Genomic DNA, 14,375 nt, shown 5'->3' with positions numbered 1-14,375 from the left:
TCATGGCGGACCCGCGCTTGCCGCGCAGCCGGCGATGGCTACTCAACCTGGTCATCACCCGGGGCACCCCACCGCGGTTGGAGGGTTGCCGGCCAGCAAGCCGGGGCTTGACGCTGGCGCTCATGACCGACTCGAAGCCTAGCGCATGGCAGCTACTCAGTGCCAACTCAAAGCACAACTCCGGCGGTCTCAACTGGCCCTTTACCGGCCGCTAGGGGCCCGCGCGGGCTGCTAGTAATCTGATGTGGACTCCCATGTCCAACGCACCCAAGATAAAAGTCAGCGGTCCGGTCGTAGAGCTCGACGGTGACGAGATGACCCGTGTCATCTGGAAGCTCATCAAGGACATGCTTATCCTTCCCTATCTCGACATCCGCTTGGACTATTACGACTTGGGCATCGAGCACCGCGACGCCACCGACGACCAGGTGACGATCGACGCGGCGTATGCGATCAAGAAACACGGTGTGGGCGTAAAGTGCGCGACGATCACCCCCGACGAGGCCCGTGTCGAGGAATTCAACCTGAAGAAGATGTGGCTGTCGCCCAATGGGACAATCCGGAACATCTTGGGCGGCACAATCTTTCGCGAACCTATCGTGATTTCTAATGTGCCGCGACTGGTTCCGGGGTGGACCAAGCCGATCGTCATCGGCCGGCACGCTTTTGGTGACCAATATCGGGCGACGAACTTCAAGGTCGACCAACCGGGCACCGTCACACTGACTTTCACGCCCGCCGACGGCAGCGCGCCGATCGTGCACGAAATGGTGTCCATCCCCGAGGACGGCGGCGTCGTGCTGGGGATGTACAACTTCAAGGAATCCATCCGGGATTTCGCGCGCGCGTCGTTCTCCTACGGCCTCAACGCGAAATGGCCGGTATATCTGTCCACCAAGAACACCATCCTCAAGGCCTACGACGGGATGTTCAAAGACGAGTTCGAGCGCGTCTACGAAGAGGAATTCAAGGCGCAGTTCGAAGCGGCGGGGCTGACCTACGAGCATCGGTTGATCGACGACATGGTCGCCGCCTGCCTGAAATGGGAAGGCGGTTACGTCTGGGCGTGCAAGAACTACGACGGCGACGTGCAGTCGGACACCGTCGCACAGGGCTACGGCTCGCTGGGCCTGATGACGTCGGTGCTGATGACGGCCGACGGCAAGACAGTCGAGGCCGAAGCCGCCCACGGCACCGTCACCCGGCATTACCGGCAGTATCAGGCCGGTAAACCGACCTCAACAAACCCGATCGCGTCGATCTTTGCCTGGACCCGCGGATTACAGCATCGCGGCAAGCTGGATGGCACTCCCGAAGTCATCGACTTCGCCCACAAGCTGGAGTCCGTCGTCATCGCCACGGTGGAGAGCGGGAAGATGACCAAGGACCTCGCGATCCTCATCGGTCCGGAGCAGGACTGGCTGAATAGCGAGGAATTCCTCGATGCGATCGCCGACAACCTGGAAAAGGAGCTGGCCAATTAGGGCGAGCAGACGCAAAATCGCCCAATTTCGTGCCGAAATGGGCGATTTTGCGTCTGCTCGCGCCCGCTAACTGGCCCGGACATGCGGGCAGCACTCTTCGATGAAGCTGGTGATCAGCTCAGTGATGCGCCCCGGAGCCTCGAACATCGGAACGTGACCGACGCCGTCGAGCACGGTGAGCCGGTGGCCCGCCGGCAGTGAGTCGGTGAAATGACGGCTGAACCTGCTGGGAGGGACCACCCGGTCCTGCTCGCACAGCACCACGTGCGAGGGCACGGCGGTGTGTTCCAACTCCTGCAGCCCGGGCAGCACCAGCGCCTTGACCAGCAGCTGAAAATAGGCCGGGCAGTGCGCGGCGTCGTCGATGATGCCGGACAGCTCGCGCTCGCTCACGCCGTCCGGTGTGGCGCTGATCGGCAGGGTGGCCAGCAGGCGGCTGAACGGCAGCCGAAGCGCCCGTTGGCCAAGAATGTGGGCGACGGCCAAGATCGGCGCCCCTGCGATGAACTTAGCGATCACTTCGAACTTGACCGGACTCCAGCGGGTCCAACCGCCCGCCGGGGCGATACCGGTCACGCTGCGTGCCCGGCCACGTCGTTCGAGTTCGAACGCGACCCAGCCGCCCAACGAGTTGCCGACGATATGGCTGGTTTCCCAGCCCAGTTCGTCGAGCTGGCGTTCGACGTGGTCGGCCAGCACCGCCGAGGACAAAAACCGGGTGCCCGAGGCCGGTCCGCCGTTGTGGCCGGCCATCGTGGGGGCAAATACCTCGAAGCGGCCGGTGTCGGCCAGCTGCTGGGCGACCTTCTCCCACACCGTTTGGGACATCAAGAACGGGTGTAGCAGTAGGACCGGCTCTCCCGAACCCACGCGTATCGGACTGCGCATAGAGCCGACACTAAAGCCGGTACCGCCGGTACCGCAAGCAGCGTGGTGACCGGTGGTCGACGGGGAGGGCACCCCGCGTGAAAGGATCGGGGCATCATGAGCACCCCTACCGGGTCCCGCCGGATCTTCTCCGGCGTGCAGCCCACGTCTGACTCGCTTCACCTCGGTAATGCCTTGGGCGCCGTCGCCCAATGGGTTGGCTTGCAGGATGACCACGATGCGTTCTTCTGCGTGGTCGACCTGCATGCGATCACCATCCCTCAGGATCCCGAGGCACTGCGGCGCCGGACCCTGATTACCGCCGCGCAATACCTGGCGTTGGGAATCGATCCCGGCCGCGCCACCATCTTCGTGCAAAGTCAGGTGCCGGCTCACACCCAGCTGGCGTGGGTGCTGGGTTGTTTCACCGGCTTTGGCCAGGCGTCGCGGATGACCCAGTTCAAAGACAAGTCGGCGCGTCAGGGCAGCGAGGCCACCACCGTCGGCCTGTTCACCTACCCGGTACTGCAGGCCGCGGACGTGTTGGCCTACGACACCGAGCTGGTGCCCGTCGGGGAGGATCAGCGGCAGCACCTCGAGCTGGCCCGCGACGTCGCGCAACGGTTCAACAGCCGATTCCCCGGCACCCTGGTGGTTCCCGACGTGCTCATCCCCAAGATGACCGCCAAAATCTACGATCTACAAGACCCGACGTCAAAGATGAGCAAATCGGCGGGCACCGATGCCGGTTTGATCAACCTGCTCGACGATCCGGCATTGTCCGCCAAGAAGATTCGCTCCGCCGTGACCGACAGCGAACGTGACATCCGCTATGACCCGGACGTCAAGCCAGGGGTGTCTAACCTGTTGAACATCCAGTCGGCGGTCACCGGGACCGACATCGACGTTCTCGTCGACGGCTATGCCGGACACGGCTACGGCGATTTGAAGAAAGACACCGCCGAGGCCGTCGTCGAATTCGTCAACCCGATCCAAGCCAGAGTTGACGAATTGACCGCAGATCCCGCGGAGCTGGAGGCCGTGCTCGCCGCCGGGGCGCAGCGCGCCCACGATGTGGCCAGCAAAACGGTTCAGCGAGTCTACGATCGGCTCGGGTTCCTTCTATAACGGGGGTAGGGCAGTCGATCATGGGCGAGCTCGCCGAGCCAGGGGTGCTTGACCGGCTGCGGGCCCGGTTCGGGTGGTTGGACCATGTCGTGCGTGCGTTCACGCGCTTTAACGATCGCAACGGCAGTCTTTTTGCGGCCGGACTCACCTACTACACGATCTTTGCGATATTTCCTTTGCTGATGGTCGGTTTCGGGGTGGGTGGATTCGCGTTGTCGCGTCGTCCGGAGCTGCTGACCACGCTCGAGGAGCGCATCCGCACCTCGGTCTCCGGTGCGGTGGGACAGCAGCTGGTCGACCTGATGAATTCGGCGATCGATGCACGCGCGTCGGTCGGGGTGATCGGTCTGGCGACCGCGGCCTGGGTGGGCCTGGGCTGGATGTGGCACCTGCGGGAAGCGTTGAGCCAGATGTGGGCACATCCAGTCGCTCCGGCGGGCTACTTGCGCACCAAACTGTCGGATCTAGCGGCCATGGTGGGGACGTTCGTGGTGATCGTGGCCACCATCGCGCTCACCGTGCTCGGCCATGCCAGGCCGATGGCTGCGGTACTGAGATGGCTTGAAATACCCCAGTTTTCAGTGTTCGACGAGATCTTTCGGGGCATCTCGGTGCTGGTATCGGTGCTGGTGTCGTGGGTGCTGTTCACCTGGATGATTGGCCGGCTGCCGCGGGAGCCGGTCGGTTTGGTCACCGCGGCGCGGGCCGGGTTGATGGCGGCGGTCGGCTTCGAGCTGTTCAAGCAGGTGGGGGCGATCTACCTGCAGATAGTGTTGCGCAGCCCGGCGGGCGCGGTGTTCGGGCCGGTGCTGGGGTTGATGGTGTTCGCGTTCGTCACCGCGTGGCTGATCCTGTTCGCCACCGCGTGGGCGGCGACGGCTTCGGCGTAAAACCCGTGGGCCAGCCCGCGTACCCAGCGACCTCTAGGCGTGAATGTCGCTGACCTCGATGGCGGTGGGCTCATCGAGGTCGCTTTCCAGGATCCAACACACCGTGGAGTGGTCGTGTTCGGTGGGCGGGCCATATGAAGCGTGGTCAAGCAGGGTCTGCAAGTGGCCTTCGAGGGCAATCAGTTCGGCGATCTGCGCGCGGACTTCGTCGATGCGGGTGCTCAGTAGTTGGCGGACGTGTGCGCACGGCGCCTCGCCGCGGTCGTGGATGGCCAGGATTTGGCGTACTTCCTGTAATGCCAGCCCGGCCGCTTGGCCCCGATGGATAAACCGCAGCCGATCCACGATCTCGGGTCCATAGTTGCGATACCCCGATGCTGTGCGTGCAGGCGGCGGCAGCAGCCCCGAGTTCTCGTAGAAGCGGAGGGTCTTGGTGCTGGTGTTGGTGAGCGCGGCTACCTCGCTGATCTTCATGCGACTCCCCTTGACCTTCTAGTGCACTAGAAGGTTAACACTGGGTACATGTGAGCCGCCAGCAGTGCGGGCGATCGTGACGAGCCTGATCTCGGTGAGCCCATACCGCTGAATTGCGGCCTGCGGAAAGGAGTTACCAGATGAGAACAACCATCGACACCGCACCGCGTGTGCCCGCGCAGGCCTGGCGCCCGACGCCACTATGACCATCCGCTGATTCCGTCGGCAGGCGCCCATGCCGACAACGGGAGCGGGATCGAAGGCTTGTGGATGAGCCTCGGCCAGCGGCTCCGGTGTGGTTCTCTGGATCTGGCTCCTCAATGCACCCATGCCCTGGTCCCCTCCCAGACTGCATCGGCGCTGTGAAACGACATCATGGCGCCGGTCAAACCTGACCAGACAGCCACACCTATGGCGTGGATCGCGATCCAAAGCCCGCCAGGTAACGGCTTTTAGCAGAACGGAAACCCCATCATGTTCACCGGCATCGCTAGCCATGCCGGCGCCCTGGGTGCCGCCTTAGTGGTGCTGATCGGCGCCGCAATTCTGCACGACGGCCCAGCAGCGGCCGACCCAAACCAAGACGATCGGTTTCTGGCGCTGCTCGAGAAAAAGGAAATCCCCGCCGTCGCGAATGTGCCTCGCGTCATCGACGCGGCCCACAAAGTGTGTCGCAAACTCGATGGCGGCATGCCGGTGAACGACATTGTGGACGGGTTACGCAACGATGCCTACAACATAGACCCGGTCATGCGCCTCTACCCTGTCCGCCTCACGACGACCATGACCCGATTTATCAGTGCGGCAGTGGAGATCTACTGCCCGAACCATCACAGCAAGATGGCGTTCGCCATGGCCAATTTCGAGCCGGGATCGAATGAACCGACGCATCGCGTTGCGGCGTCCACGCGCAGCGCGGTCAACTCGGGAAGCGACCTGCGGGCGTCGGTGTCGGACATGACCATCATGTCGCCGGGATGGCGGGAACCGACGGGTGCGATGCTTGCCTCGGTGCTCGGAGCGGTTCGCGCGGGGGATCCCCTGATACCGAATCCGCCGCCGATTCCGGTACCGCCGCCGGCGGCGCAGACCCTGATTCCACCCCCGCCGATCGTGGCACCGCCGCCACCGCGACCAGCGCCGCCGCAACAGCCGCCGCCCCCGCCGCCAGAGGTTGAGCCGCCTGCTGGTGTTCCGCAGTCCGGGGGCGCTGCCGGCAGTGGCGGCGCCGGCAGCGGTGGTGGCGGCGGTGGTGACGGACCGGTAGAGCCGTCGCCTGCACGACCCATGCCGCCGGGCTTTATCAGGCTCGCGCCGTGAGACCGTACCCGTGTCGTCGGCTACCGCCCAAGCCGGCTGCCGAGCGCTTCGCGGCGATCGGATGATTGCGGTACAAGCCGCGCGGCGCCGGTAGCCCTCGCCAGAGTGACCGGGTCGCCGGGGCAACCGTCAACGTTGACCGAGTACTCACGGTGCGAGCCTGGGCATTGTGACGGGCCTCCACGGACGCTCAGCCCACCCGCCAGTCATCGTTGACCATGACGGCCGTCACCCGCAGATCACGGTCCAGCACAACAAGATTGGCGGCATAGCCCGCCGCCAGCCGGCCCACCCCGGTGAGCCCGAGAGCGCGGGCCGGCGTCGCCGAGGTCACCTGCACCGCGGCGGCCAGCGCCACATCGCCGGCTGAGTCCGACTTCGAGCCGAGCCCAGCCACCGTCCGGAAGAGCTGATCCATGGTGGTGGTGCTGCCCGCCAGCGTCGACGCACCAGCCACCCGTGCCACGCTCGACTCGACCTCGATCGGCATTGTGCCGAGCCGGAACGCGCCATCGCCGCATCCGGCCGCGGCGATCGCGTCGGTGACCACGGCGACCCGATCGGGACCGACGGCTTCGATCACCGCGTGCACCACCGCGGGGTGCACGTGCACGCCGTCGGCGATGATTTCGACGGTCACCCGCGGGTCGCACAGCAACGCCAGCACGGGTCCGGGCGCCCGATGGTCCAGCGGCGGCATCGCGTTGAACAGGTGGGTGCCGACTGTCGCGCCCAGGTCGATGGCGTGTCGGGTCTGTGTGTAGGTCGCATCCGTATGCCCCACGGCGACAACCACTTCGGCGTCACGGAAGCGCCGGATCGCCGCATCGCTTCCGGGCAACTCGGGTGCCAACGTGACCATCCGGACGGCGCCGTCGGCGGCGGCGAGCACCGACTCGATCTCGGCGGGATCCGGGGCACGCATCCGGGTGTGGTCGTGCGCTCCGCACCGCGCTGGGCTCAGCCACGGCCCCTCCAGATGGATGCCCGCGACGACGCCGTCCCGAGTTGCCTCGGCCAAAGCGCCCACGGCGGAGAGCAACTCGGCGGGGCCCGCGGTGACCAGACTGGCCAGCGTGGTAGTGGTGCCGTGCCGCAGGTGAAACTCGGCCGCACGGGCGATGTCTGCGGCGTTGCCGTCGGCGAACGACGCGCCGCCCCCGCCGTGCACATGCATATCGACAAAGCCGGGCACCACGATCGCATCGGGGAATTCCGCGTCGGCCGGCATGGGCGGTGCCCCAGCGCCACCGGAGAGAATCCGACCATCGGCGGTGTGCACCCACCCTGGCCGGCATATCCGGCCGTCGATGACGACGGCGTCGGCGCCGAGCACGGTCACGGTTCGTCCGCCGCCGGTGACCGCTCGGCGGGCCAGCGGCCGCCGTTCTCCCAGAAGTGCCGGATCTCCTCGAGTTTGCGGCCCTTGGTCTCCGGCGCAAAGCGGTACACGACCACGAACGCGACGACGGCGAACGTGCCGAAGACCGCGAAAACGCCTGCGCCGCCGAGCACACGCAGCATGGTGAGCGAGAAGGCGGCAACGATCGCGTTGGCCGTCAGTGTCGAGGTGAGCATCAGGCTCGATCCCATCGACCGCAGCCGGGACGGGAAGCTCTCCGCGGCGTACACCCAGACCAGCGAGCCGAATCCGAAGTTGAACCCGATGATGAACAGCAGCACGCCGGCGAACCCCAACACCAGCCCCGTGCCACCATCGGAGTCGTTGGCGAATACGGTGATCAGCACGGCATCTGCGGTGATCATCGTCGCGATGCCGGACAACAGGATCGGGCGACGGCCCAGCCGATCGACCAGAAACAGCGAGGCACACACCGCCGCCAAGCCGGCGACTTGCACCATCGCGGGCAGGGCAAGCATCGCGAAATAGCCCGCGAAGCCCATGGCGGCGAAAAGTCGCGGACTGTAGTAGATGATCGCGTTGATCCCGGTGATCTGGACGAGGAAGCCGAGCGCGATGACGAACAGCGTGGCCCGCAGATACGGCCGCCGCACCATTTCGCCGATACCGCCGCCGCGTTCGTCGACCGCGGCCGCCATATCGGCCAGCTCGGCATCGATGTCGGCCTCCGGCTGGATCCGCCGCAGCGCGCTACGCGCGTCGGCGATCCGGCCCTTGAGCAGATACCAGCGGGCGGTATCGGGCATGCGCCACAACAACGGCAACAGCAGCGTGGCCGGCGCGGCGGCCAGCCCGAACATCGCGCGCCAGCCGTGCGATCCGGCCAACAGGTAGCCGACCAGGTAACCGACGACGATGCCGCTAAGCGTCGCCAGCTGATACGCGGTCACCAACGACCCACGCACCGCCGCCGGCGCCGACTCGGCCACATACACCGGCACCACCACCACCGACAGGCCGATTGTCACACCCAGCAGCAGACGCGCCACCACCAGCATCGGTACGGACACCGAGGTCGCGCCGAGCAGGGCGAACACTGCGTAGCCGGCGACGATGAGCACCACCGATTTCTTGCGTCCGATCGCGTTGGCGAGGATGCCGCCGCCAAGCGCCCCGGCGATCTGGCCGAGCACCGCCGTGGTGGTCAGCAACTCCTGTTCTCGAGTGGTGAGTTCGAATTCCTCGCTGAGAGACAGCAACGCACCCGCGATGGCGGAAAGGTCGTACCCGTAGAGGACGCCGACGCTGGCGGCGGTGAGCCCGACGAGGAGCGCCCGGCGCCCCGATCTGGTCAGTTGACCGGTACCGGGGCGCTCAGCACGTCCACCACGCGGTCGGGGTCGTCGGGCGCCCCGGCGGGCGTGAACCCCGCGTCCTGGTATAGGGCTGTAGTCATTTCGATGAGGCTGCCACAGCGTCGTCACGCGGTCAACCGCTGGTCAAGCCCCGATTTCGGTGCCGACCAAGGCCGGCTAGGATGCCCGCCCGCAAACGACGCCGAAGGTATCGGGGTAAGCAGCTAGTGCTGCGGCCGGCGGTTCATCGCCCGCGCGACCATGATCAACCCGAACACGATCAGGGCGCCGATGACGGCCACGCCAACCCGCACCGGAAGGGCGTCGGCGGCCGATATCCGCGCCGCGGCCTGGGGGTCGACTCGTTGCCGGTCGGCGGGATTGCGGTCGGTGGACATCAGCGACGGGTCGGGTTCGATCAGTGTCCCGATCTGGGTGCCTGCCGGGGTGTTGAACCCGTAGTCGAGCAGGTGCGCCGCCTGCTCCCACGGCGGGATCGGCTGCCGGGTCCCGTGCAGCAGCACCGTCATCAGCCGCCGGCCGTCGCGGTTGGCCGCGCCCACGAAGGTCTGCCCCGCGTCGTCGGTATAGCCGGTCTTGCCGCCGAGCGCGCCCGGATAGTTGTAGAGCAGCTGGTTGTCGTTCTCCAACTCGTAGCCTGGATGGTCGCCGTGCCCCGGGAAGTCGAAGGTGCGGGTCGCGACGATGTCGGCGAAGACCGGGTTCTGCCACGCGTACCGGTAGAACAGGCCGATGTCATAGGCCGACGTGCTCATGCCGGGCCCGTCCAGTCCGGACGGCGTGGCCACTCGGGTGTCCCGGCCGCCCAGCTTGGCGGCCAGCAGATTGATTTTCTCCAGCGCGGCCGGCATGCCGCCGAGCTGCCTGGCCAGCGCGTACGCAGCGTCGTTGCCGGAGTGCATCAGCAGCCCGTGCAGCAGCTGGTTGACGGTGTAGGTGCCACCGGTGTTCACCCCGACTTTGGTGCCCTCGACCGCCGCGTCGTCGGCGGTTCCGGCGACCGACTTGTTGAGGGTGAGCGTGTTGATGGACGCCATCGCCACCAGCACCTTGATGACGCTGGCCGGGCGGTGCCGGCCGTGCGGATCCCGGGCGGCGATCACCGCGCCGCTGTCCAGGTCCGCCACCAGCCAGGCCTCGGCTGAGACGTCGCCGGGCGCTGGCGCGCTGCCAGGGGCGGTGATGATGCCGCAGCCGCCCAGCGCGTTGCCGCCGACCGGGGTGGGGGGTACCACCAGCGGCAGTGGGGGTTCACCGGCCGCGGGAACCTCCGACGAGTCCACGGCGGGTGGGGTGGACACCTTGTACGGGCACGCCGCCGGTGCGGCATTGGGTTCGCCGGCCGCGGTAGGTAGACCAATTCCGGTGCCTACCGCAAACACGGCTGCTGCCAGGCACGATACCGAACGTAAGAAGGCCATCGTCTGTGCAGAGTAGGTGATCGGCGGCCCGACCGTGAGGAGCCGCGCTGTGACTGGCGGGACGAAAGTTACAGATGAAGATATTTGCGTCCGGTGTCGGTGAGCACGCTGCGCAGGATGGTTTCGATGGTGTCGAACTCGGGCTGTCCGCTAATCAGCGGGGGAGCCACCTGGACGACGGGGTCCCCGCGGTCGTCGGTGCGGCAGTACAGCCCGGCCTCAAAGAGCGCCGCGGATACCTGGCCTAGCAGTCGTGCGCGTTCGTCATCGGTGAAGGTTTGCTTGGTCGCCTGGTCTTTGACCAGTTCGATGCCGAAGAAATACCCCTCGCCGCGGATGTCGCCGACGATGGGCAGGTCGTACAGTTTCTCCAGGGTGGCCCGCAGCGCGGGGGAATTCCGCTTGACGTGATCGCTGAGACCCTCGCGCTCGAAGATGTCGAGGTTGGCCAGGCCGACGGCCGCCGACACCGGATGACCGCCAAACGTGTAGCCGTGTGCGAACATCGTCTCGCCGTCGTTGAACGGTTCGAACAACCGGTCGCTGGCGATCATCGCGCCCAGCGGCGAGTAGCCCGACGTCAGGCCCTTGGCGCAGGTGATCATGTCGGGCACGTAGCCGAGGTCTTCACAGGCGAACATCGACCCGATCCGGCCGAACGCACAGATCACCTCGTCGGAGACCAGCAGCACGTCGTAGCGGTCACAGATCTCGCGGACCCGTTCGAAATAACCCGGCGGCGCCGGGATGCAGCCGCCCGCGTTCTGCACCGGCTCCAAAAACACCGCGGCCACGGTGTCGGGGCCTTCGAACTCGATGGCCTCGGCGATCCGGTCAGCAGCCCATCGCACGAACTCTTTGAGGTCGGTGTGCAACGGTGCTCGGTAGAAATTGGTGTTGGGCACCCGGAAGCCGCCCGGCGTCAGCGGTTCGAATGGCGCCTTGAACAATGGCAGGCCGGTGATCGCCAGCGCGCCCTGGGTGGTGCCGTGGTAGGCGATCGAGCGTGAAATGACCTTGTGTTTGCCCGGTTTGCCGGTGAGCTTGAAGTACTGCTTGGCCACCTTCCAGGCGGTTTCGACGGCCTCGGTGCCGCCGCTGGTGAAAAACACCCGGTTTAGGTCCCCGGGCGCGTAGCGGGCCAGGCGCTCGGCGAGCTCGATCGCCGGCGGGGTGGCATACCCCCAGAGCGGGAAATACCCCAGCGTGCCGGCTTGCCGCGCGGCCGCCTCGGCGAGTTCGGCCCGGCCGTAACCGACCTGCACCACGAACAGCCCGGACAAGGCGTCCAGATAGCTCTTGCCGCGGTCGTCGAAGATGGTGACGCCGTCGCCGCGGACGATGACCGGGTGTTGGATGCCGGCACCGTGCCGGGCGAAGTGCAACCAAAGGTTTCGTGTCGTCGTGTTGGCGAGCGCAGCGCTAGGCTCGGGCAATGACCTCGATGGAGGTTTCCGAATTCGAGGCACTGCGACAGCATCTCATGTCGGTCGCCTACAGGCTGACCGGCACGGTCGCCGATGCTGAGGACATCGTGCAGGAGGCCTGGCTGCGCTGGGACTCACAGGACACCGTGATCGCCGACCCGCGGGCCTGGCTGACCACCGTGGTGAGCCGGCTGGGTCTGGACAAGTTGAGGTCGGCGGCGCACCGGCGGGAGACCTACACCGGCACCTGGCTGCCCGAACCGGTGGTCACCGGCTTGGACGCGACCGATCCGTTGGCCGCCGTGGTGGCCGCCGAGGACGCCAGGTTCGCGGCCATGGTGGTGCTGGAGCGGCTGCGCCCCGATCAGCGGGTCGCGTTCGTGCTGCACGACGGGTTCGCCGTGCCGTTTGCCGAAGTGGCCGAGGTGCTGGGAACCAGCGAGGCCGCCGCGCGCCAGCTGGCGTCGCGGGCCCGCAAGGCCGTCACGGCGCAGCCCGCCCTGATATCGGGGGATCCGGATCCGGCCCACAACGAGGTGGTCGGCCGGCTGATGGCCGCCATGGCCGCTGGTGACCTGGACACGGTGGTGTCGCTGCTGCATCCCGACGTGACGTTTACCGGCGATTCGAATGGCAAGGCGCCCACAGCGGTACGGGCCGTCCGCGGATCCGACAAGGTGGTCCGGTTCATACTCGGGCTGGTCCAGCGTTACGGCCCGGGGCTCTTCGGCGCGAATCAGCTGGCGCTGGTCAACGGAGAGCTCGGCGCCTACACGGCGGGCTTACCCGGGGTCGACGGGTATCGGGCGATGGCGCCGCGGATCACCGCGATAACCGTGCGCGACGGAAAGGTGTGCGCGCTGTGGGATATCGCCAATCCCGACAAGTTCACCGGCTCTCCGCTGAAGGAACGTCGGGCGCAGCCCACGGGACGCGGCAGGCATCACCGGAATTGAAGCCTTGCTCGGTGATGCCCAGCGCCGAATTCATCCGGGCTCGCATGTTCTCCACGCCGATCTGGTAAGTCAGCTCGATCACGCCGGCCTCGCCGAAGCGGGCCCGCAGGTCGGCCACCTGCTCGTCGGTCACCGAATGCGGGTCTGCGGTCATCGCCTCGGCGTAGGCGATGGCGGCGCGTTCGTCGTCGCTGAATTTCGATGAGGTGGCGTAATTGTCGATGTCCGTGAGCCTGTCCACGTCCAGCCCGTCCAGGCGCTGCAGCATGGCTCCGAAGTCCACGCACCACGAGCAGCCGATGCTGCGGGCGGTCCAAAACACCGCCAGCTCACGGACGCTGGGCGGTAGCTTCCGCGACGCTCGCTGCAGCAGGGCTTCGTGCACCACATTGGCGATCAGCAGCCGCCGATGATGTGCGGTGACCGTGAACGGCTCGGGAACTTCGCCGAAGCGCCGCTTGGCGATCCGATACAGTGCGCGGATCAACAGGCCGGCTCGCTTGGGAGGTAGGGGCTGGATGCGGGTTTTCTGTGTCATATCCGTTAGACGAGGTGGCTCGCCGAGGTGTGACGAGCAATAGCTCCTATGGCAAGCGGCCGCGGGTTGGGTGTGTTCGGAGCTGGGCTGGTGGACGGTGCGCAGGGCCTGGAAGACGGTGCGGGCTAGGCGGCGTTTGAGGCAGCGTAGTGCTGCGCGTTTGGTTTTCCCGGCGTCTTGCAGCCTTTGGTAGTAGGCCTGGCCCCGGCTGTCGGTCATCCGGATTTGGGTCAGTGCGATGCGGTGTAGGGCGGCGTTGAGCTGGCGGTTGCCCGAGCGGCTGAGCCGCATCTGGCCGGCGGTGTTGCCCGACCACACCGGGATGGGAGCCACTGCGGCATGGCAGGCGAAGGCGGCTTCGCTTTTGAACCGGGTCACTCCGGCGGCTTCGCCGACGATTTTGGCTGCAGTCAGCTCCGCGCAGCCAGGGATTTCCAGCAGTGCGGGGGCGACCTGGTGGACTCGGGCGCTGATGCGCTGGGCCAGGGTGTTGATCTCGCCGGTGAGCCGGATGATGTCGGTCAGCTCGGCGCGCGCGAGTTCGGCGACCAATCCTGGCTGGGTGTCCAGCCAGGTCCGCAGGGCCTGCTGGTGCTTGGCGGCATCGAGCGAGCGTGCTGCCGGTGCCCGCTCGGGATCGAGTTCATGGACGAGCCAGCGCAACCGGTTGATCGCCGACGTGCGTTGGGCCACAAGGACATCTCGACGGTCAGTCAACAACTTCAACTCCCGCGACGTCTCGTCGTGGGTGGCCAGGGGTAGGTCGGTTTCACGCAGCACCGCCCGCGCCACCGCCAGCGCATCGATCGGATCCGACTTGCCCCGACTGCGCGCCGACTTGCGGGTCTGGGCCATCAGCTTGGTGGGTACCCGCACCACCTGCTGGCCGGCCGCCAGTAGGTCACGCTCCAGACGCGCCGACATGTTGCGGCAGTCCTCGATGCCCCAGATCAGCTCGAGGCCGAACTGTTCACGGGCCCACATGATGGCTGTGGCGTGCCCGGCCGTGGTGGCCTTGACGGTCTTCTCACCGAGTTGGCGACCCACTTCGTCGGTGGCCACAAAGGTGTGGCTGTACTTGTGCGCATCGGTTCCAACAACAACCATGGTGGTTGCCTCCTTCACTTGAGG

At 66.3% G+C, this 14,375-nt stretch carries 12 protein-coding genes and 1 riboswitch; of the genes, 5 read left to right on the top strand and 7 right to left on the bottom strand.

The window, feature by feature from the left end:
* Positions 1-8 precede the first annotated feature (8 nt).
* Positions 9-128, bottom strand: a riboswitch (SAM riboswitch).
* Positions 129-254: 126 nt separating this feature from the next.
* On the top strand, positions 255-1,484 hold the full coding sequence (locus FF952_RS17615; RefSeq protein ID WP_003417452.1) for an NADP-dependent isocitrate dehydrogenase: 1,230 nt from the start codon (positions 255-257) through the stop codon (positions 1,482-1,484).
* Between the two features lie 66 nt (positions 1,485-1,550).
* Here the strand turns inward: FF952_RS17615 and ephH are convergent, their stop codons facing one another.
* Positions 1,551-2,372, bottom strand: coding sequence for an epoxide hydrolase EphH (ephH, locus tag FF952_RS17610; protein WP_044083113.1), 822 nt, complete (start codon positions 2,370-2,372; stop codon positions 1,551-1,553).
* A 96-nt stretch (positions 2,373-2,468) separates the two neighbouring features.
* Between ephH and trpS the strand changes: the two genes are divergently transcribed.
* Positions 2,469-3,479 (top strand): tryptophan--tRNA ligase, encoded by a 1,011-nt coding sequence (gene trpS / locus FF952_RS17605; RefSeq protein ID WP_003417440.1) that lies wholly within the window; start codon positions 2,469-2,471, stop codon positions 3,477-3,479.
* A gap of 20 nt (positions 3,480-3,499) precedes the next feature.
* Positions 3,500-4,369 (top strand): inner membrane protein YhjD, encoded by an 870-nt coding sequence (yhjD, locus tag FF952_RS17600; RefSeq protein ID WP_003417435.1) that lies wholly within the window; start codon positions 3,500-3,502, stop codon positions 4,367-4,369.
* Positions 4,370-4,402: 33 nt separating this feature from the next.
* Here yhjD and FF952_RS17595 read toward each other — a convergent pair whose 3' ends face one another.
* Entirely contained in the window at positions 4,403-4,843 is a 441-nt protein-coding gene (locus FF952_RS17595; protein ID WP_003900026.1) for a hypoxia response transcriptional regulator, read from the bottom strand.
* A 474-nt stretch (positions 4,844-5,317) separates the two neighbouring features.
* Here FF952_RS17595 and prp1 point away from each other — a divergent pair, with 474 nt between their 5' ends.
* Positions 5,318-6,163 carry a PDZ-interacting protease regulator Ppr1 gene (prp1, locus tag FF952_RS17590; protein ID WP_003417421.1) on the top strand — a complete coding sequence of 282 codons (846 nt, stop codon included), beginning with the start codon at positions 5,318-5,320 and terminating at the stop codon, positions 6,161-6,163.
* A 190-nt stretch (positions 6,164-6,353) separates the two neighbouring features.
* Here the strand turns inward: prp1 and nagA are convergent, their stop codons facing one another.
* The 4 genes from nagA to FF952_RS17570 form a co-directional block, all read right to left on the bottom strand.
* Positions 6,354-7,505 (bottom strand): N-acetylglucosamine-6-phosphate deacetylase, encoded by a 1,152-nt coding sequence (gene nagA / locus FF952_RS17585; RefSeq protein WP_003417418.1) that lies wholly within the window; start codon positions 7,503-7,505, stop codon positions 6,354-6,356.
* On the bottom strand, positions 7,502-8,881 hold the full coding sequence (locus FF952_RS17580; RefSeq protein ID WP_003912183.1) for a sugar porter family MFS transporter: 1,380 nt from the start codon (positions 8,879-8,881) through the stop codon (positions 7,502-7,504). The genes nagA and FF952_RS17580 overlap by 4 nt, the downstream gene beginning before the upstream one ends.
* Before the next feature lie 224 nt (positions 8,882-9,105).
* Positions 9,106-10,323 carry a D-alanyl-D-alanine carboxypeptidase DacB1 gene (gene dacB1, locus FF952_RS17575; protein WP_003417415.1) on the bottom strand — a complete coding sequence of 406 codons (1,218 nt, stop codon included), beginning with the start codon at positions 10,321-10,323 and terminating at the stop codon, positions 9,106-9,108.
* Positions 10,324-10,391: 68 nt separating this feature from the next.
* Positions 10,392-11,759, bottom strand: a complete 1,368-nt coding sequence (locus tag FF952_RS17570) for an aspartate aminotransferase family protein (protein WP_078442289.1) — start codon at positions 11,757-11,759, stop codon at positions 10,392-10,394.
* Between the two features lie 8 nt (positions 11,760-11,767).
* Between FF952_RS17570 and sigJ the strand changes: the two genes are divergently transcribed.
* Positions 11,768-12,706 carry a sigma-70 family RNA polymerase sigma factor SigJ gene (sigJ, locus tag FF952_RS17565; protein WP_003417413.1) on the top strand — a complete coding sequence of 313 codons (939 nt, stop codon included), beginning with the start codon at positions 11,768-11,770 and terminating at the stop codon, positions 12,704-12,706.
* On the opposite strand, the gene FF952_RS17560 is transcribed toward sigJ, so the two are convergent.
* The gene (locus FF952_RS17560; protein WP_003905037.1) at positions 12,639-14,351 is read right to left on the bottom strand and encodes an IS110 family RNA-guided transposase; all 1,713 of its coding nucleotides are present in this window, start codon (positions 14,349-14,351) and stop codon (positions 12,639-12,641) included. The two genes, sigJ and FF952_RS17560, sit on opposite strands and share 68 nt — an antisense overlap.
* Between the last annotated feature and the right edge of the window lie 24 nt (positions 14,352-14,375).

Origin of the sequence: Mycobacterium tuberculosis complex sp. N0072 (assembly GCF_030323725.1) — a bacterium.
In the GTDB taxonomy this organism is placed as follows: domain Bacteria; phylum Actinomycetota; class Actinomycetes; order Mycobacteriales; family Mycobacteriaceae; genus Mycobacterium; species Mycobacterium tuberculosis.
Note: the sequence above shows the minus strand (reverse complement) of the source record. Positions and strands in the feature narration are given on the sequence as shown.